Annotated in this window: 18 protein-coding genes and 3 pseudogenes; 14 read left to right on the top strand and 7 right to left on the bottom strand. The window is 69.9% G+C overall.

Annotated features, from left to right (window positions below):
- Positions 1 to 41: 41 nt before the first annotated feature.
- From ABZT06_RS47200 to ABZT06_RS47190, 3 genes and pseudogenes are all read right to left on the bottom strand, one after another.
- On the bottom strand, positions 42 to 899 hold the full coding sequence (locus ABZT06_RS47200) for an SDR family NAD(P)-dependent oxidoreductase (protein WP_355755339.1): 858 nt from the start codon (positions 897 to 899) through the stop codon (positions 42 to 44).
- On the bottom strand, positions 892 to 1,740 hold the full coding sequence (locus tag ABZT06_RS47195; protein ID WP_355755336.1) for an alpha/beta hydrolase: 849 nt from the start codon (positions 1,738 to 1,740) through the stop codon (positions 892 to 894). The genes ABZT06_RS47200 and ABZT06_RS47195 overlap by 8 nt, the downstream gene beginning before the upstream one ends.
- A gap of 127 nt (positions 1,741 to 1,867) precedes the next feature.
- Positions 1,868 to 2,534 (bottom strand): annotated as a pseudogene (locus tag ABZT06_RS47190) (transposase family protein); the annotation flags it as partial.
- A 752-nt stretch (positions 2,535 to 3,286) separates the two neighbouring features.
- Between ABZT06_RS47190 and ABZT06_RS47185 the strand changes: the two are divergent.
- On the top strand, positions 3,287 to 3,868 hold the full coding sequence (locus tag ABZT06_RS47185) for a snapalysin family zinc-dependent metalloprotease (RefSeq protein WP_355755334.1): 582 nt from the start codon (positions 3,287 to 3,289) through the stop codon (positions 3,866 to 3,868).
- A 215-nt stretch (positions 3,869 to 4,083) separates the two neighbouring features.
- Here ABZT06_RS47185 and ABZT06_RS47180 read toward each other — a convergent pair whose 3' ends face one another.
- Both ABZT06_RS47180 and ABZT06_RS47175 read right to left on the bottom strand, forming a co-directional pair.
- Positions 4,084 to 5,367 (bottom strand): MFS transporter, encoded by a 1,284-nt coding sequence (locus tag ABZT06_RS47180; RefSeq protein WP_355755333.1) that lies wholly within the window; start codon positions 5,365 to 5,367, stop codon positions 4,084 to 4,086.
- Between the two features lie 115 nt (positions 5,368 to 5,482).
- Positions 5,483 to 6,427 carry a LysR family transcriptional regulator gene (locus ABZT06_RS47175; protein ID WP_355755331.1) on the bottom strand — a complete coding sequence of 315 codons (945 nt, stop codon included), beginning with the start codon at positions 6,425 to 6,427 and terminating at the stop codon, positions 5,483 to 5,485.
- Between the two features lie 135 nt (positions 6,428 to 6,562).
- Here ABZT06_RS47175 and ABZT06_RS47170 point away from each other — a divergent pair, with 135 nt between their 5' ends.
- From ABZT06_RS47170 to ABZT06_RS47135, 8 genes and pseudogenes are all read left to right on the top strand, one after another.
- Positions 6,563 to 7,540, top strand: coding sequence for a fumarylacetoacetate hydrolase family protein (locus tag ABZT06_RS47170; protein WP_355755329.1), 978 nt, complete (start codon positions 6,563 to 6,565; stop codon positions 7,538 to 7,540).
- Complete coding sequence (locus ABZT06_RS47165; protein ID WP_355755327.1) at positions 7,537 to 8,514, top strand: cyclase family protein; 978 nt, start codon at positions 7,537 to 7,539, stop codon at positions 8,512 to 8,514. The genes ABZT06_RS47170 and ABZT06_RS47165 overlap by 4 nt, the downstream gene beginning before the upstream one ends.
- A gap of 111 nt (positions 8,515 to 8,625) precedes the next feature.
- Entirely contained in the window at positions 8,626 to 9,774 is a 1,149-nt protein-coding gene (locus ABZT06_RS47160; RefSeq protein ID WP_355755325.1) for an FAD-dependent oxidoreductase, read from the top strand.
- Complete coding sequence (locus tag ABZT06_RS47155; protein ID WP_355755323.1) at positions 9,771 to 10,811, top strand: amidohydrolase family protein; 1,041 nt, start codon at positions 9,771 to 9,773, stop codon at positions 10,809 to 10,811. The genes ABZT06_RS47160 and ABZT06_RS47155 overlap by 4 nt, the downstream gene beginning before the upstream one ends.
- An 11-nt stretch (positions 10,812 to 10,822) precedes the next feature.
- Entirely contained in the window at positions 10,823 to 11,773 is a 951-nt protein-coding gene (locus ABZT06_RS47150) for a VOC family protein (RefSeq protein WP_355755322.1), read from the top strand.
- 87 nt (positions 11,774 to 11,860) lie between these two features.
- Positions 11,861 to 12,826 (top strand): annotated as a pseudogene (locus ABZT06_RS47145) (fumarylacetoacetate hydrolase family protein).
- Positions 12,823 to 13,575: an SDR family oxidoreductase gene (locus ABZT06_RS47140; RefSeq protein ID WP_355755319.1), complete on the top strand. Its 753-nt coding sequence runs from the start codon at positions 12,823 to 12,825 to the stop codon at positions 13,573 to 13,575. The pseudogene ABZT06_RS47145 and the gene ABZT06_RS47140 overlap by 4 nt, the downstream one beginning before the upstream one ends.
- 963 nt (positions 13,576 to 14,538) lie before the next feature.
- A complete protein-coding gene (locus ABZT06_RS47135) occupies positions 14,539 to 16,518 on the top strand; it encodes an amino acid transporter (RefSeq protein ID WP_355755316.1) in 1,980 nt (659 codons plus the stop codon).
- 126 nt (positions 16,519 to 16,644) lie between these two features.
- On the opposite strand, the gene ABZT06_RS47130 is transcribed toward ABZT06_RS47135, so the two are convergent.
- Positions 16,645 to 16,839 carry a hypothetical protein gene (locus ABZT06_RS47130; RefSeq protein ID WP_355755314.1) on the bottom strand — a complete coding sequence of 65 codons (195 nt, stop codon included), beginning with the start codon at positions 16,837 to 16,839 and terminating at the stop codon, positions 16,645 to 16,647.
- Positions 16,840 to 17,030: 191 nt separating this feature from the next.
- Here ABZT06_RS47130 and ABZT06_RS47125 point away from each other — a divergent pair, with 191 nt between their 5' ends.
- On the top strand, positions 17,031 to 17,426 hold the full coding sequence (locus ABZT06_RS47125; protein ID WP_355755311.1) for an NUDIX domain-containing protein: 396 nt from the start codon (positions 17,031 to 17,033) through the stop codon (positions 17,424 to 17,426).
- 48 nt (positions 17,427 to 17,474) lie between these two features.
- Here ABZT06_RS47125 and ABZT06_RS47120 read toward each other — a convergent pair whose 3' ends face one another.
- The gene (locus ABZT06_RS47120) at positions 17,475 to 17,726 is read right to left on the bottom strand and encodes a hypothetical protein (RefSeq protein ID WP_355755309.1); all 252 of its coding nucleotides are present in this window, start codon (positions 17,724 to 17,726) and stop codon (positions 17,475 to 17,477) included.
- Positions 17,727 to 18,001: 275 nt separating this feature from the next.
- Here ABZT06_RS47120 and ABZT06_RS47115 point away from each other — a divergent pair, with 275 nt between their 5' ends.
- The 4 genes and pseudogenes from ABZT06_RS47115 to ABZT06_RS47100 form a co-directional block, all read left to right on the top strand.
- A complete protein-coding gene (locus ABZT06_RS47115) occupies positions 18,002 to 18,142 on the top strand; it encodes a hypothetical protein (RefSeq protein ID WP_355755307.1) in 141 nt (46 codons plus the stop codon).
- Positions 18,143 to 18,199: 57 nt separating this feature from the next.
- Entirely contained in the window at positions 18,200 to 18,535 is a 336-nt protein-coding gene (locus tag ABZT06_RS47110) for a hypothetical protein (protein WP_355755305.1), read from the top strand.
- Positions 18,499 to 18,645, top strand: a complete 147-nt coding sequence (locus ABZT06_RS47105; protein ID WP_355755304.1) for a hypothetical protein — start codon at positions 18,499 to 18,501, stop codon at positions 18,643 to 18,645. Before ABZT06_RS47110 ends, ABZT06_RS47105 begins: the two co-directional genes overlap by 37 nt.
- Positions 18,638 to 18,811, top strand: a pseudogene (locus ABZT06_RS47100) (MFS transporter); the annotation flags it as partial. The gene ABZT06_RS47105 and the pseudogene ABZT06_RS47100, both read left to right, overlap by 8 nt.

Genomic DNA, 18,811 nt, shown 5'->3' with positions numbered 1-18,811 from the left:
CCTGGTCTGTGCGTAGTCGGGGCACCGCGTTGTTGCTGACATCAGGTGGTGAGAAAGTCCTCGCCCTCACGCCCGTCAAGGCGTCCGAGGATGCTCTGGACGGTGCGATCCCGCGCCAGGCCGGAGTCCAGGGCTGGTGCGATGATGCCGCGGACCTTCGAGACCACTGTCCATCTGCGCGGACGGAAGACCCGCACATCGCGGCGGCACAGGCCCTCGACGATGGCTTGCGCCGCTTGCTCGGGGCTGATGCGCTTGCGCAGGAACCTCGGTTGAGTGTCGAGCAGCGCCTGGGCTGCTGGATCCTCGTCGACGCTCTGTCGGATCATGTCTGTGTTGATCATTGCGAAGTACGCGGTCGTGACGCTGACGCCATGGGCGGCAAGCTCGACCCTCAGTCCACGGCCAAGCTGCTCGACCGCTGCCTTGCTCATCGCGTACGGGATCGTGCCGGCCCCGTTGACGAAGGCGAACACCGACGAGATCAGGACGAGCCGGCCACGGTTGTCGATAAGGCCCGGGAGGGCAGCACGGACCGTGTTGAGGACACCCCCGACGTTCACGTCGAAGAGTCGGTCGACCACCGGAGGCGATGACGCCCGAAGGGTCACGCCCCGCGCAACCACACCGGCGTTCGCGATCACGATGTCCAGGCGGCCGGCGTCCCTGACGACGGTCTCGACCGCTCGGGTCATGTCGCCGAGGTCGGTCACATCACCGACCAGGTAGGTGACCCGCTCGTCGATCGCCTCGCCCGCGGCCGGACGGTGCACATCGACCACGAAGACCCGGGCACCGGCGGTGGTCAGGGACCGCGCGGTCGCCGCGCCCAGGCCCCGGCCACCGCCGGTGACGAGGGCGACCTTTCCGGCGATCGACCGGTCGGATCTCTCAGCCATTGAGGAACTCCAGAACCTCGGGGACGAACTCCCGGTGGTACTGGAAGACGCCGCCGTGCCCGGAGTTGGGGTAGATCTTCAGGCGGGCGTTCGGGATCCGGCGGGCCATGTCGGCCGAGTTGCTGCTGGCCACCATGAGGTCGTGATCACCGTTGGCGACGAAGACCGGCTGGGTGATCACCGAGAGGTCGTCGGGTGCGTGGAGTCCGGCCGCGCGGATGGCCTTCAGCTGCGCGCGTCGAGCCTGTAGGGAGATTTTCTCGTCGCGATTCTGGGTGCGTTCCTTGAGCCGGGCGAGGTAGTCCTTCGCGGCCCGCTTGCCCTCGGCGTCGCGCGGGAAGAACAGGAACGTCCTGGCGTCTTTCAGGGTGAGCGCGGACTTGACGTACGCCTTGACCGCGACCTTGTTGATCTCCTTGATGCCGCCGCCTCCGCGGGGACCGGTCCCGGCCAGGATGATCCGGCGCACAAGCTCGGGTGCCTGCAGGGCCACCATCTGGGCGACTCCGCCGCCGAGCGAGAACCCGAAGAGGTCGACCTTCTCGAGTCCCATCGCACGGATGAATGCGACGGCGTCGCGGCCCATGTCCGCGAGGTCGGGCGGCACGGAGCCTCCGGACCCGCCGACCCCGCGGTTGTCGAACGTGATCACCCGGTGGCGGGCAGCGATGCCGTCGATGATCCTCGGGTCCCAGTCGTCAAGGACAGCCATCAGGTGGTGCAGGAACACCACCGGAACACCACCGGTCGGACCAAGCTCGCGGTAGGCGAACGGCACCCCGCCGACGTCGATCGTGCGGGTGGGTACGTCGATCCATTTCATGCCCTTTGTCGTCTTCATCTGGCCTCCTCGAACACGGCGCGAGGACCGCAGCGTGTAATTATATTACGGTCGTTCTTCTTACGGTTGTAATACTTACACGTCTGAATGGGGCGACGGCAAGGGCTCTGCACCCACTGAGGCTTTTTCAGCGTTGCCGCTCCAGGGCGGCCGCGGCGATTGACATCATTCGGTTCGGGCCGCACCAGGACCTGCGGACGATCCGCCACGACTTCAGTCGGTCGATGCCACGCTCGACCGGGGCCCGGGCCGCGGGAAGCGCTCGGTTGACGGTTTGCTGGGTGGCTGTGAGTCACGGCCCGGCGGACGTCTGAGAGGTGTCGTCACCCATGGGCCGGCTCCCAGCAGGCCCGGTAGGCCAGCATCGGGATGCCCTGGCGTTCGCAGATCCGGATGATCCGGTGGGTGCGGGCCGCGGTGAGATCGTGTGCGCGGCCGGGCAGCGCGGGCGAGATCCACAGCAGCTGCCCGGCTGGGTCGGTCACCACCTTCACGTTTACCCCGTGTCGGTGCTTGTGGGAGAAGTCGGCCCGGCTGTCGCCGACCCGGTCGCACTCTGCCAGGGTTCCGTCGAGCAGGACCTCCTCCGGGTCAGACTCGCGCAGGACGCGCAGCAGGCCCGGGCCGCGGTCGGCAAGCAGGGCGACGACGGCTGCCGTGTAGGCGTGGGCCGTGCCGACAGAGATGCCGAACCCGGCAGCGAGCCGGGCGAGAGTGTCGTGCCGGCGTAGGTACACCAGACCGACCAGCGCACGCTGGCGCAGTGGAAGCTTTCAGCGGCGGTCACCCCCGCGTCGGGCACGGCCGTCCCCTCGGTGCCCATGCCGGAAGCGCGCGAGATCGAGAATTCGAGATGTACGGTGTGCCGGCGGCGGAGGCGGCACCGGCTTCCCGGGCGCCCGTGTGGTGCCGACAAGGACGGCCAGGCCGATGGGGCTGTTGATGAAGAACACCCAGCGCAAGTCGAGCGCGTTGCTGCAACAACTGACCGAGCGGCTACTCGAGTCCGCCCTGGAAGGCAAGAACGTCGCCTCGCCGTACGCCCGTACGGGATCCGGGTGCAGCCCATACGCGGCCTGCCAGGCGAGCGCAGGTGCTCGGCTGCCGGACCTACGTCCGGGACAGTCGACGCATCGGCGACCGTGTGGCTCACCACTTCGCGGACGGCCAGGACAACGCGTTCCTCCAGCACCCCCGCGTCATTGACTCGGTAGGCAGATCCCTCGACGTCCAGGTCGAGATTTCGGCCGGGTCGCGCAGGTGAAAGGACGATGCCCCATCACGACCCGTTCGTTGGGGGGCTAGCGCTCGAACTCGGCACAGCGAGTGGCATTGAGAGACCAGCCACACAACTGCCGCTGCAAACTCGATTCTGGCGGATACTCACCATGGCAGGTACATGACGGGCAGGGCTGGTAGGGCATACCATCGCAACGCCCCGGAGGGGCGGTCGACGGTGCGCCCGGCCCCACCGGAAAACCCGTGACGCTCCTTCGCGTACCCGGCCCCGCCGGGGCCGGATTCCCCCACGGATGAAGGAGCAGCAATGCCCCTCGGCACTTGGCTCAAGGCAGGCACTTCCGCCGCAGCGCTCGTCCTCGCCATGGCGGGCGCCGCGACCGCCGCCCCCACTCCCGCGGGTGAATCGTCTGCCGCGCAGGCGGCAGCGGTGACCCTTCGCTACGACGACAGCCGCGCCGCAGGCTGGGAGGCAGCGATCGCGGCCGGAGTCGCCTCGTGGAACGCGAACGTGAGCAACGTCCATCTGGTGGAAGCGGCGCCCGGCACCGTAGCCGAGATCGTGATCGTCGCCACCACGGGCTGGCCGCAGGCCACGCTCGGCCCCGTTCGTCCGGGCCGTCAGGTCCGCGTCGAGCTCGGCAGCCAGGCCGTGGACCAGGGCTACAACAAGACGCGGATCGCCGCACACGAGCTGGGGCACAGCCTCGGCCTGCCGGACACCAAGCCCGGCCCCTGCTCACAGCTGATGTCGGGATCGAGCGCGGGCACGGCCTGTACCAACGCCACACCGAACGCCACCGAGCGCTCCCGCGTACAGTCCGCCTACGCAAGCGGCATCGCCGCGCTCGCGGCCACCGACGGCCGGGTCCTCACCGACGCGCCCTGACCCCCAGGCCACCAAGCGGACGCGCTTCACCCCGCCGAGCCGGACGACGCCCTCGGCAGGACCGACCCTGCGGCGGCTTCTGACGCCGAGGCGCACACTCAACCAGGACAGGAGCGCGACCGCGCCGCAGCACCTCGCGGTCACGCCGGTGTGCTCGCGCCGGTCCCCTGGCGGGGCAGCGCGCCCTCGACTCGCCCGCCGCGGGCGACTTCCTGCTACTGGAGCAGCGGCGCGACTGCCGCGCCCCTGCGCCGGGCGGTCAGGAATAGGCCTACCGCAACGACGGCCGAGGCCAGGCCGAGCAGGCCGACGGCGGCGGCCAGGGTACCGAGAGCGGACTCAGCCGCGATCAGCACCAGGGGGCAGATGAACTCGCCGGTGAAGAAGGACGCGGTCCACAGACCGGTGCCACGCCCGCGGTCTGCAAAGTCCAGCTTGGACATGGCGATGGTGAGCAGGGAGGGCAACAGGAGACCGGTGCCGAGGCAGTTGAGTACGGCACCGGCGATCAGCACAGGCGTGCTGTCCGCGAGCCACACCACCGCGAACCCGACCGCGCACAGAGCGAAGACCAGTGGCAAGCGGGGCCCCGGCGCCCCGCGCAGCTTGGCGAAGGTGATCGCACCGGCCATGGTGGCGGCGCTGGCGATGGCTGTGGCCAGCCCGATCACGCTGGTCGCTGTCACGCCGAGGGCATCCAGCAGGTAGGACATCTCCACCGGGACGGTGTAGAAGACGAGGGCCCCGAACACCGTGAGTGCGCAGATCCCGGCCAGTTGCCGAAAGGGGAAGGAACGCTTCGGAGCGACCGTGGTGTCCGTGCTCCCCCCGTCCTCGGCGGCGGCACCGGTGGCAGCGGTCGGCTTCGGCAGCCCGATGGCCATGAGCGGGGCGATGAGCAGGCTGACGGCGTAGATCCAGAACGGGGTCCGCCAGCCGGCCGAGCCCGCGGCACCGCCGATGGCGAAGAAGGCGGTCGCGGAGGCGGAGGCGCACATGGTCTGGAGGGCGAGGTAGCGGTCCCGTACCCGACCGCTGTAGTAGTCGCCGATCAGCGTGGTGCAGCAGGTCATGATGGCGGCCTCGGCGATACCGACCAGGGCGCGGCTGGCCACGATGGCCCCCAGCGACTCCAGCCACAGCGGGGCGGTGCCGAAGACCGCGTACAGCACGGTCGCGACGATCAGCAGCCGCTTGCGGCCGAGCCGGTCGACGATGACGCCCGCGAAGGGGGCCAGCAGGCCCAGCGCCAGGGCCGGGACGGTGAGGGCCATCGGGACCAGGGCGCTCGCTCCGGGCACCTCGGCGAAGTGGTCCTGCATCTTGGGCAGCACGGGGGCGATCAGGACGGCCCCGAGGATCGGCAGACAGCTGCCGGCCATGAGCAGAGCGACGCGCAGCCGGTGCGCGGTGCCGGACGTCGGAAGGGTCGCACCGGGCGGCGTTACTGGTTCCGCGTAAGCGGGCGGGGACGATGGCGGTGGCACGGAAGCGGGCATGCGGGAACTCCACGTGGCGAGGCGAGAGGCGGGCACGCCACCGGGGAAAGACACCCCGAGAAGAGGAGCGTGCGCAGGAACTGGGGTCGACTATGACCGAACGGCCCAGTCCTGCCTAGCCTTTGTCCGATCGATCTGCCGAATGGCGATCATCCTTGCCGTGGATGGTCTCGGCGACCCGTGCCGCCGTCTCCCGCAGCCAGATGTGCGCCGCGTCGTGCGTGTGGACGGGGTGCCACCACAGGGCTTCTTGGAGCGGCACGGCGTCGTAGGGCGGTTCCACGACCCGTACGGGGACGATTCCGTTCAGCCGGTCGGCGAGATGCCCCTGGATGAGGGCCACCCGGCGGGTCCCGGCAACCAGGAGGGGCATCAACTGGAAGCTGTCGACGGAGACCTCGACGCGCGGCTCGATACCGAGCATGCCGATCTGGCGGGCGGCGGGCGCGTCGTACGTGCGCTGGTACGTCACCCACGGCAGCCGGGCCAGGTCGTCGAGGGTGAGCTGCTCGCCGACCTCGGGATTGTCGTCGGCGACGAGGTAGACCCAGCGGTCCCGGTAGAGCTCCACGGTGGGAAAGTCGCTGATGATGCCGTGCGGCAGCAGCAGGCCGTCGGCGGTGCTGAGCAGCGCGGTGGTGTTTTCTGTGATGTCCGGCGGGGCCTGCCTGAACCGGAGCTGGATGCCTGGTGCCTCGGCGTGCACCGTACGGGCGAGTTCGGCACCGAAGACGGCCACCGCGTAGTCGGAGGCGATCAGCGTGAACTCGTGCTCCTCGTGGGCAGGGTCGAACACCGCCTGGCTGGTGAAGACGCGTTCAAGCAGGTCGCAGGCGGTGACGGTGCGGTCGAGGAGGGCCAGGCCCAGGGCGGTCAGTTCGTAGCGTCCGCCGGCCCGGGAGAGCAGGTCGTCGTCGAAGTGACGGCGCAGCCGTGCCAGGGCGGCGCTCATCGCGGGCTGGCTGAGACCGATGCGCCGGCCGGCTCTGGTGACGTTGCGCTCCTCCAGGAGGGCGCGCAGGGCGACAACGAGGTTGAGGTCAAGGCTGGCCAGGTTCACGAGACGCCCCAGTGCGGAGTAAGAAACCGAACCCTTAGGTATTTGCCGCCTGGATTCGGACCATCCAAGGAATCGATTTCCCCGATCGGAATTTACCCGCCAGATTGGTGACATCGCAATCGGGAGGACATCTCCGTGAAATCCGCAGCCACGTCGGCACCACTCTTCACCGGCCCCTTCGCCGTCGGCACCTTCTCCGCCCCGGGCCGGACCCCGTCCGCAGGGCTGGTGCTCCCGGACGGCAGGGTGCGGGACCTGCGTACGACCACCCTCGCGCTCCTAGAGCGCTGGGACGAGGAACTACCGCGCCTGCACGACCTCGCGAGCGATCCGACCGGTGAATGGCTGTCGCTCGACGGCCTGGATGTGCACGCGCCCGTCGAGCCTCGCCAGATCTTCCAGTCCGGCGCCAACTACCGGCAGCACGTGATCGACCTGGAGCTCGCGCACCGCGCCCCGGACGACCCACGCACCGTCGAGGAGGCTCACGCCGAGATCGCGGCGATCATGGACAAGCGGGCCGCCGAGGACCTCCCGTACGTCTTCATCGGCCTGCCGACGACGATCACAGGCCCCTACGACGACGTCGTACTGCCCTCCTGGGCCAAGCAGCCCGACTGGGAGCTGGAACTGGTCGCGGTGATCTCGCGCCCAGCCCACCGGGTCACGGCGGAAGAGGCCCTGGAACACGTCGCGGGCTACACCATCGCCAACGACCTCACCGACCGGGCGACCGTCTTCCGCCGGGACATGCCCGCCATCGGCACCGACTGGCTGCGCTGCAAGAACGCTCCGGGCTTCACCCCGCTCGGCCCCTGGATCGTCCCGGCCGGGTCCATCGCCGACCCGTCCGACCTTCGGGTCACCCTGAAGCTCAACGGCGAGACCATGCAGGACGAGTCCACCAAGGACATGATCTTCGGCGTGGCGCGGATGGTCTCGTACATCTCCCAGACCGCCCGACTCCTGCCCGGCGACCTGGTGTTGACCGGCAGCCCGGCCGGGAACGGCATGCACTGGGGCCGACTGCTGCGCGACGGCGACGTGATGGACGGATCCGTCACGGGGCTCGGCGCCCAGCGCACCCGCTGTGTCGCGGAGGAGGCGTCGTGACCGACCGCACGACCGTGCCTGACGCACAGGACGCCGAGGCCGCGATCGCCGAGGCCGCCAAAACGTACTCCAACTGGGGCCGTTGGGGTGAGGACGACGTCCTCGGCACGCTCAACTTCCTGGACGCCGAGAAACGCCGCGAGGGCGCGGCCCTCGTCCGCGACGGCGTCAGCTTCTCGCTCTCCCAGCGCTTCGACATGAACGGCCCGCAGAAGGGCTGGCGGCGGCGTACGAATCCGGTGCACACCATGCTCGACACCGGCACCGACGCCGCCCTGGGCAACCAGGGCTTCCCGCACGGCATCGGCGGTGCCGACGACGTGATCGCGATGCCGCTGCAGTGCTCCACCCAGTGGGACGGCCTCGGCCACATCTTCGACCATGGCAAGGCATGGAACGGGCGGGCCGCCGAGAAGGTCGTCACCTCCGACGGCGACCTCGTCACCGGCATCGAGCACATGGCGCCGTACGTGGCCGGGCGGGGCGTCCTCCTCGATGTGGGTCTGGTCGTCGGCCGGAACGGCGAACTGCCCGACGGCTTCGCCATCACCGAGGAGCACCTGACCGCCAGCGCAGCGGCGCACGGCGTCACCGTCGGCCGCGGCGACCTCGTCCTCGTCCGCACCGGACGGCTGGCCCGCGCCAAGCGCGACGGCTGGGGCGAGTACGCGGGCGGTCCCTCGCCCGGGCTGAGCTTCACCACCGCCGGCTGGCTGCACGGCAGCGAGATCGCCGGGATCGCCACCGACACCTGGGGTTTCGAGGTCCGGCCCAACGAGTTCGACCACGCCTTCCAGCCGCTGCACCAGGTCGCCATCCCCAACATGGGCCTGCTCATCGGCGAGATGTGGGACCTCGACGCCCTCGCCGACCACTGCGCGGCCGACGGGCGCTACGAGTTCTGGCTCACCGCCGCGCCCCTGCCCATCACCGGCGCCGTCGGCTCCCCCGTGAACCCGATCGCCGTCAAGTAACGCTCCGTACCGGCGGGGTGGGCATCGCCGAGACAGCCCAGCCCAGCCCACCCGGCCCGCACCACCACCGCTGCCGCTCGAAGTCGCGCGGCCCCACCGTAGGGAGATCCCATGCCCGACCCCGGCCCCCGCACCGTCCTCGTCATCGGCGGCGGTGCCTCCGGCAACGCCCTGACCGTGCTGCTGCGGCGAGCGGGCATCACCGTGGACCTGATCGAGGCCAAGCCCGACTGGAACGTCCTCGGTTCCGGCATCACCCTCCAGGGCAACGCGCTGCGCGTACTGCGCGAGCTGGGCGTGTGGGACAAGATCCGGGAGAGCGGCTACGCCTTCGACTCGGTGGGCCTGGCCACGCCCGACGGACACGTGTTCCACGTCCAGCAGGACATCCGTACCGGCGGCGAGGACCTGCCCGCGACCATCGGCATGCAGCGGCCCCGGCTCCAGGGGATCCTGTGCGAGGCGGTCCGGGCCAGTGGTGCGACGGTCCGCCTCGGCACCACCGCGGACGAGCTGCTCCAGGACGAGAGGGGCGTCACCGCCCGCTTCAACGACGGCAGCGAGGGCCGCTACGACCTCGTCATCGCGGCCGACGGTCTCAACTCCCAGACCCGCGCGATGATCGGCATCAGTGAGAAGCCCGAGCCGACCGGCATGGCCATCTGGCGCGTCGCCGCCCCCCGCCCGGCGAGCGTGGAGCGCACGGACCTCGCCTTCGGCGGGCCCTCCTACATCGCCGGCTACTGCCCCACCAGTGAGAACACCATCTACGCCTATCTCGTCGAGGCCAACCGTGACCGCGCCTCCATCGACCCGGCCTCGTACGCGGACGAGATGCGGCGCCTGGCAGCCCCGTACGGCGGCGCCTGGCCCGAGATCGCCGCGAGCATCACCGACCCGGCCAACGTCAACTACACCTGGTTCGACCGGTTGCTCGTCGAGGGTTGCTGGCACCGGGGCCGGGTCGTGCTGGTCGGCGACGCCGCCCACGCCTGCCCGCCCACCCTCGCGCAGGGCGCGGCCATGTCGCTGGAGGACGCCTCCGTACTGGCCGAGCTGCTGACCGCGGAGGAGTCGTGGGACTCCCTCGACTCCCTCGACGACCTGCTGACCCGCTACCACGAGCGCCGCATCAACCGTGTCCGCATGGTCGTCGAGGCCTCGGTGCAGCTCGGCCAGTGGCAGCTGGACGGCGTCCGTGACGCCGACGTGCCCGGCCTGATCGGCCGCACGATGTCCGCCCTGAAGGAGGCCCCGTGACAACCCCGGACAGCCTGGCCACGGACAGCCTGGCCACCACGGCAAGCCCCACCATCGACGTTCACGCGCACGTCCTGCTGCCGCAGGTCGAGGAGGCCGTCGCCGGACACCCCGGGCTGGCCGCCGCCCGCAGTCTCGACGCCCGCCGCAACGGCCCCGAGGCGCTCGCCGTCAGCGGCCCGATGGTCCGCGACCGCCTCCCTCGGCTGACCGACGTGACGGCCCGGCTCACCGCGATGGACGCCTCCGGCGTCGACGTCCAACTGGTCTCGCCGTCCCCGTCGCACTACCACTACTGGGCCGACGAGGACCTGGCCCGTACGGTGTGGGAGCTGGCCAACGCCGGCACCGCCGCGCACGTCGCCCAGGCCCCCGACCGGCTTCACGGACTGGGCCTCGTCCCGCTCCAGCACCCGGACCTCGCGGTCAAGGCCCTCGACCACGCCCTCGGCCTGGGCCTGCGCGGAGTGGAGATCTCCAGCCACGCGCCCGGGCGCGAGCTTTCGGACCCGGCGTACGACACGTTCTGGGCGCTCGCCGAGGCGTCCGGGGCGCTGCTCTTCCTGCACCCCTTCGGCTGCACGCTCGACGAGCGCCTGGACCGCTGGTACCTGTCCAACACGGTCGGCCAGCCCACCGAGAACGCCGTCGCGCTCTCCCACCTCATCTTCTCCGGCGTGCTGGACCGCCACCCCGGCCTGAAGGTGATCGCCGCGCACGGTGGCGGCTACCTGCCCACCCACATCGGCCGCTCCGACCACGCCTGGCGGGCAAGATCGGACACGCGGGGCTGCGCGTCCGAGCCGAGCAGCTACCTCAAGCGGCTGTACTTCGACTCGCTCGTCCACGACCCGCACGTCCTGCGCGAACTGATCCGGGTCGCCGGCCCCGACCGGGTCCTGCTCGGCTCGGACTTCCCCTTCGACATGGGCACCGAGGACCCGGTCGGCGCGCTGCGCGCCGCCACAGACCTGCCCGACCCCCACTTCCACGCCGTACGCGGCGGCAACGCGGCAGCGCTGCTGCGCCTCTCCTGAGGAGCCCCGACATGACCAACGACCTACCCCACCGCCTGCTCACCCACCTGCGACACGTCGACCTCGCCGTGCCCGACTACGACAAGCAGCTCGACTTCTACGCCGGAGTCTGGGGCCTGACAACGATCGCCGAAGACTCCGGGATCTCCTTCCTGGCGGCAGAGGGTTCACCGGAGCAGTACGTCGTACGGCTCCGCAAGGCAGACGAGAAGCGGCTCGATCTCGTGTCCTACGGCGCCGCGTCGGTCGCCGACGTGGACACGCTCGCCGAGCAACTCCTCGCGGATGGCGTGCGGTTGATCTCGCAGCCGGGGAAGGTCGACACCCCGGGCGGGGGCTACGGCTTCCGCTTCTTCGACGGCGACGGCCGCACCATCGAGGTCTCGGCGGAAGTCGAGGCCCGGCGGCACCGGCGTATCGAGGAGAAGGAGGCCATCCCGGTCCGCCTCTCTCACGTCGTCCTCAACTCCCCCGACCTGGACGCCACCCGCGCCTGGTACGAGCGCCACCTCGGCTTCAGGCTGTCGGACACGCTCAGCTCCCCGCACATGGGCGAGGTCATGCACTTCATGCGGATCAGCAACCAACACCACTCGATGGCCCTCGCCAAGGGCCCGCACACATCCCTGCACCACGTCTCGTTCGAGATGCGCGGCCTGGACGAGTACATGCGCGGCTCGGGGCGCGTGATGCGCTCCGGCGCCCGCAAGGTCTGGGGGCCGGGCCGACACATGGCGGGCGACAACACCTTCACGTACTTCCTCGACCCGCACGGCAACACGGTCGAGTACACAACAGAGCTGGAGGAGCTCGACGAGGACACCTGGCATCCGCACGTCTACGACTTCTCCCGGCCCGAGGTCACCGACCAGTGGGGCACGGCGAACCCGATGAACGAGCTGGTCGCCAAGGAGTCCTTCAACGACGTCGACCCCGGCGTCTTCGTCGCCCCGCCGGTCTGATCCCCCTCGGCTCCGGGGGCACGGAACGGTCCATGCCCTGACTCCCCTGGCCCCCGGTCCATACCTACGCCTCACCCCAGGAATGCCATGCGCTTCGCCACGTACGAACACCACGGCCGCCGCAGCGTCGCCACCGTGAAGGACGACGGCACCCTCCACCCCTTCCCCGGCCGCGCCTCGCTGCTCGACCTGCTCCGGGAGGGCCCCGCGGCCCTGCGTGAGGCGGGCAACGCCACGCCGGGCGTGCCGGGCGGCCCGCATGTCTCGCAGGTGCGGTTGCTGCCGCCTCTACAGCCGCCGTCCGTACGGGACTTCGTCACCTTCGAGGAGCACGTCGAGGGCGTACGGCGCAGCATCGACAACGCGGCCGGGGTCCCGGACGCCTGGTACGACGCGCCGACCTTCTACTTCACCAATCCGTACGCCGTCATCGGCGCCCACGACGACGTGCCCGTGCCGCCCGGCTCCTCCGTCCTGGACTTCGAACTCGAAGTCGCCGCCGTCATCGGCCGCGAGGGCCGCGACCTCACACCCGAGCAGGCCCGCGACCACATCATCGGCTACACGATCTTCAACGACTGGTCCGCCCGCGACCTCCAATCCGCCGAGATGAGGGTGGGGTTGGGCCCCTGCAAGGGCAAGGACACCACCGCCACCCTCGGCCCGTACCTGGTCACCGCCGACGCGCTGGAGCCGTACCGGGACACCGACGGTTTCCTGCGGCTGGCGCTGACCGCCTCGGTGAACGGCAAGGTGGTCGGCGAGGACCTGCTGTCCAACATGAGCTAGCCCTTCGAGGAGATGGTCGCCTACGCCTCGCGCGGCACATACGTCCGTCCCGGCGATGTGCTCGGCTCCGGCACCTGCGGCAATGGCGGCTGCCTGGCCGAGCTGTGGGGCGTACGGGGGCGTCAGGACCCGCCACCGCTGAAGCCCGGCGACACCGTCACCCTCACCGTCGAGGGCATCGGCACCGTGTCCAACACCGTCGTTCCAGGCGCCGGACCGGTACCGATCCCCCGGGCCCGCAAGCGCCCGCGGCTGCGCCCGTGAACCGCGGGGTCGCGAACAGGCTGGACGGCAAGGTCGTCGTCGTCACCGGAGCCGCGCGCGGGCAGGGCGCGGCCGAGGCCGAGGCGCTGACCCGGGCGGGGGCGGTGGTCGTCGCCACCGATGTGACGCAAGCTCCGGGTTGTCTGCACCTGGACGTCACCGAGCCGAAGGAATGGGCGGCGCTCGCCGAAGGGCTGCGTCGCCAGTACGGAGAGGTCCACGGGCTGGTCAACAACGCCGGCATCACCTGGCGCGCGCGGTTGCACGAGGTCACGCCCGAGGACTTCGCCCGCGTCCAGGCGGTCAACGTCACCGGCCCGCTCCTTGCCATCCAGCACCTGGCTCCGCTGATGCCGCGGGGCTCGTCGATCGTCAACGTCGGCTCCTCCGCCGGGCTCACCGGGCACTACCCGGTCGCGTACACGGCCAGCAAGTGGGCGCTGCGCGGCCTGTCGAAGGCGGCCTGCGTCGAGCTGGGCCCACGGGGCATCCGCGTGAACACCGTCCATCCCGGCTTCATCGAGACCGAGATGACCGCCTCCGCCGCGCCCGCCTTCCGCGAGGCGAACATCCGCGAGACGCCGCTGGCCCGCACCGGCACCGTCGACGAGATCACCCCGCTGGTGGTCTTCCTCCTCTCCGACGACGCCTCCTTCATCACCGGCGCCGAGATCCCCGTCGACGGCGGCTTCACCGCGCACGGCGGAGCCAAGTCCATCTCCGACGCCCTGCGGTCGGCCTCCGACTGACTTCGGACTGACCTCGGACTCGAGGGACCGATACGTGAACAAGGTCAGCGCGAACGCCGCCGCGAACGCCGCCGCGGTCGCCGACATTCCCGACGGACCACGCTGGCAGTCGGCGTCTTCGGCCTGTCCGGCATACCGACCACCCTCGTCGACGCCCGCCACGGTCGTGAAGCGCAGGCCGTCCGGGGTGAGCAGGTACTCGCGGCCGTCGGCGTACGTCACCAGGATCTCCGGGGAGCTGCGGCCGGCGAACCTTCCACCTTCGCTCGTACGACTCCCGCGGGTTGTCCTCGAACCAGCCGTTGTAGACGGTGCACACGAGGAGCAGGTTGTAGGCCTGGTTGATCCACTCCTCCCGGGCGCCGCCCATGCCGCGGTTCACACGGTGGTGGGTGGTCAGGCCGTTCCGTGTCCCGCAGCGCACACAGGCGCCGCCGTCGCGGTTGTGGACGATCGCCTTCACCACGTCGGTGGGGCCGGTTCGCCGTCGCGCCTTCACAGCACTGGTCTCCTCGCCTGCCCTGGGCGCCGGACTGCAGGGAGCGCGGCCCAGATGATCACGCCCGGGTGGAGCGCAGGGCTGCCGAGCAGTGGCAGCGGGAGTGGCCGGGGTTCCGCAGCACGCTGCTGTGAACCGCTGGCACAGGCCGGGCGCTGGGCAGGCTACTGGTCGAACAGCACACCGGTTGGTCGGCTCCACCCGCAGATCCCAGTCGTCTCACGGGCAACGACAACCCGCTGCGCTAGCACTGCAGTTGGGGCGCCGCCACTTTGACGCCGGGGTGCTCAGGGGCCACCCGACGTGGCCGCATCGCGAGCTGGTTGACCACTTCGTCGTGCTCGCACACTGAGGTACCTAAGTGCCGGAGGAGCATCCAGGGGCTGCATACTCGGTGATCGCTGGTGCCATCTGCCGCTCCGGCGACCATTTCAGGGATCAGACAGTGGAAGGACCACGGGGACATGAGTAAGGCGAGTCGGCCGGTGATGCCGGAGTCGGTGGACAGTCCCGCCTTCCGGGCCGAGCCAACAAGCAGGGCGGCGCGGTGGCTGCTGCGCCACCGAGTGCAGCCGGTGGGTCCGGCGGCCGGTGAGAGTCATGCCGAGCAGCATGCCTGGTGGAAGGTCATGTGCCTGACCGGCGTCGACTACTTCTCCAGTTTGGCCTACGTACCGGCGATCGCCGCCGTGGCCGCAGGCGCCGTCTCACCATTGGCGACCCTGCTGATCGTGGCGTTGACGCTGCTGGGGATGCTGCCGATGTATCGCAGGGTGGCCAGGGAGAGCCCGCACGGTGCGGGGTCGGTGGCGATGCTGGAGGATCTGCTGCCGTTCTGGTGGGGCAAGCTGTTCGTGCTCGTCCTGCTCGGCTTCGTTGCCACCTCGTGGATCATCACCATCACGCTGTCCACGGCGGACGCCTCGGTGCACGTGGTGGAGAACCCCTTCTTCCCCGCAGTACTGCACGGCCACGAGGTCGCCATGACGGTAGCGCTGCTGCTGATTCTTGGCGGAGTGTTCCTGCTGGGCTTCAGCGAGGCGGTCAAGGTGGCCATCCCCCTGGTGGCGGTCTTCCTCGCCCTCAACGCCATCGTCATCGGGGTCGGCGTGGCCCATGTGCTCACCGATCCCGACGCCTGGTCGGCATGGACCGGCTCCCTCACCGACCTGGGCGGCCTCGGCGATCTGGCCCGCCCGGCACTGCTGGCCTTCCCCTTGCTGGTACTGGGCCTGTCCGGCTTCGAAACCGGAGTGAGCATGATGCCGCTGGTGGCCGCCGACGGCGCCGATACCGAACAGCGGCTCGAGGCCCGCATCCGCAACACCCGCAAGCTCCTCACCACCGCCGCGCTCACCATGAGCGTCTACCTGCTCGCCGCCAGCTTCGTCACCACCGTCCTCATCCCCAAGGCCGAGTTCGAGCCTGGTGGGGCCGCCAACGGCCGCGCCCTGGCCTGGCTGGCCCACGAGCATGTCGGTGAGGCGTTCGGCACCGTCTACGACATCAGCACCATCCTCATCCTGTGGTTCGCCGGCGCCTCCGCCATGGCAGGGCTGATCAACATCGTGCCCCGCTACCTGCCCGACTACGGCATGGCCCCAGAATGGGGACGCGCGGTACGCCCGGTCGTCCTCGTCTACACCGCCCTGTGCATCATCATCACCATCGCGTTCGACGCCGACGTCGACAAACAGGCCGGCGCCTACGCCACCGGCATCCTGGCGATGATGGTCTCCGGCGCTTTCGCCGTCACCGTCTTCGTCGCCCGCCACCGACGGCGCGCAGCCACCACCGGATTCGCTGCGCTCACCGCGGTCCTGTTCTACGCGTTGATCGCCAACATCGTCGACAAGCCGGACGGCATCGCCATCTCCGGCTTCTTCATCCTCGGCATCGTCGCCGTGTCACTGGTCTCCCGCGTATCGCGCACCACCGAGCTGCGCGCCGACCGCCTCGTCTTCGACGAGACCGCCCGCCAGTTCATCACCGACACCCTCGCCCACGACCAGTCCATCAACATCATCGCCAACCGCCGCCAGACCGGCGACGCCGCCGAGTACAGCGCCAAGGAACGCGAACAGCGCGGCACCAACCCGGTACCGGGCCCAGCCGACGTGCTCTTCCTGGAGATCGACGTCGTCGACCCGTCCGACTTCAGCGACACCCTCACCGTCCACGGCGTCGAAGTCGACGGCTACCGCATCCTGCGCGCCCAGGCCCCGGCCGCGCCCAACGCCATAGCCGCCATCTTGCTGGCCCTGCGCGACGGCACCGGTGTGCGGCCACACTGCTACTTCGCCTGGGCCGAAGGCAGCCCCCTGGTGCACATGATCCGCTACTTCCTCCTTGGCCGCGGCGACACCGCTCCCGTCACCCGGGAGATCATCCGCAGCAACGAACCCGACCCCGACCGCCGCCCCGGCATCCACGTCGGCGACTGAGCTTGTTCTCTATGGTCTGAGTCGGTTTCGTTCGGACAGCTGGAGATCGGTCCGCAAGCCGGCCATGGCCTTACGTGCTCCTCGGCGGGCGGGAGGCACCGCCGCGCCGCCCGCCGAGGGCCTGGCTCAGCAGAGACTCCACGTGCCGTCGCCGGGCTTCAGATTGTCCGAGGACATGTAGCCGATCTTGGATACGGGGTCCCCCTTGACTCGGAAGTCGTTCGCCGCGACCTGCACGTCGCCGGCGTCTTCCCACTGCGGCCCGTACTCGGCTTCGGTGATCCGGCGGAAGCGTACGAGGTGTTCGGCGACGTCGGCCACTGAGCGCTCAAGGACCCGGGACCAGATGGTCTGGCCCTTGCCGTGCGCCGCGAGCGGCAACCGACTCGCCAGTCCGCCTGCGCGAGAGCGTGGTGATGGCCTTTCAGGACCGAGCAAGGGAAAGCGATGCGAAATGCTTGTCCGGCGATGCCCGCGATAAGCGCGAGCACTAGCGACGGGATGATGTCTGGATGCCCCTCTCCCCCATCGCTGGCACGGTGATCGTCCACGAGCGCCGTCTCCTGCTCATCCGTCGTGCCTCCCCGGTGGGTGCCCTGCTGTGGACGCTCCCGTCGGGGAAGGCCGAGCCGGGCGAGACCGCGAGCGAAGCCGCGGTGCGTGAGGCCGACGAGGAGGTGGGTGTGTCGGTGGCGCCGATGGTGGTGCTGGGTTCGCGGGTGCATCCGTTGTCGGGTCGGCGGGTCATGTATGTGGCGTGCCGGCTGCTGGCCGGAGAGGCGCACGCCGCGTCGCCGCGAGAGGTCGCGGAGGTGGCGTGGGTGGACGGCGGCCAGCTGGCCGAGCTGGTGCCGGGCGGGCTGTACGGGCCGGTGCAGTCGTGGGTCGACGGACGACTGACTGGCTGAAGGTGCACGAAAAGGCCCCGACAGCCGTTGCCGGTCGGGGTCTTCTGGTCATGGGATCTGCGGGATCTCGCGGTGCGGGTCTGGGGGCATGCGCAGGATGGTCTGGTGGTAGTCGTCGGCGAAGGAGCGGTTGGCGTTGTTGTCGAGCTGTTTGCGGAAGACGTCGATGTCTTCGGTGAGGTCGATCCAGTCGACGTCGCGGGGGTAAGTGCGGTCCAGCCAGCGGGTGAGGGCTTGGTCGCAGCGCCGTTTGTGAGTGACGAACAGCGGGGACTGTTGACGCGGTTCGCCGGGGGGCACCGACTTTGACCCGCCAGACGACGAGTCCTTCTTCGGTCACCTGTTCACGGCAGGTGTCGCAGATGAAGGCTGGGCAGTTCATGGCTTCCGGTTCGCCGCTGTACGGCACGAACTCCCGCCGCCGACACCACGCAGCGAGTACTTCCCCGACCAGCGCGTCCAGGCGTGTGCCGGGGTCGGGGCTGGCCAGCTGCTCGGCCAGCACCGCGGTGCGCTCAGCCACCCGGCCTGCCAGCACGTCGTGGGAGGTGGGCAGCAGAGGCTTCTACGGTGAGGTGAGCGCCGCGGAAGGCCGGTACGCGCTGCTCTCGGGCGGCCCGAACCGCAAGCACTTCCTCGTCGACTGGGCGCATTCCAAGGTCATGTCGACACGCACGGCCGCGGCCGCCACTCCACCGCCGGGCACCTGTCGATGAGCCGCCTCGGCTCGACGGCCGCGGCGATCGACGTCAACATCGGCTCGGCGTGCGTGCGTGCCCAGCGAACTGCAGGTCAACGGCCGATTCGTCTATTGGGCGTGCGCCGCGCAGATGAAGGCCGGCGTGTTCGACCGCTCCCGCGGCCGGTCGCTGTCCGTGCACGTGGGGGACGCGCTGCCGGCCGACGGGTTCCTGCTCCGCCATGACAATCAGCGCGGCATGCTGGTGCGCACCGACGTCCGCTCCAGGCAGGCAGTGAACTCCGATCTGGCCGATCTGCCCGCGCCGAGAAACCTGATGCCCGAGGGCAGCACTTCGGACCGACGCGTCCGCTGGACCCTGACAGTGGCCGCGTGGCTTTCGCGGACGCCGGCGAACGCATCCACCTGATGACGGGGTGGGCTCTCGCCGCTCCCGTGCGGCGAGATCACGCGGGCCTCGACGGCATCGGTGACCTGCTCACCCTCAACTCCTCCGGCGGCGGCCGGCCGGATGCGTGACATCGTCCACGCGGTCCGGGTGGACTTCGCCGAGGCGAACCAGTGGGTCTTCTACGGCATGGCCGTCGCCCTGGGGATCGCGTTCCTGTTCGCGCTGTGGCACCCGGGCGGCACCGCGGCCGCGGCCAAGGTCTCATCCGTCGAGACGCAGCATCGGCACACCTCC

It is taken from the genome of Streptomyces sp. NPDC005483 (assembly GCF_040606035.1).
GTDB lineage: Bacteria > Actinomycetota > Actinomycetes > Streptomycetales > Streptomycetaceae > Streptomyces.
Note: the sequence above shows the minus strand (reverse complement) of the source record. Positions and strands in the feature narration are given on the sequence as shown.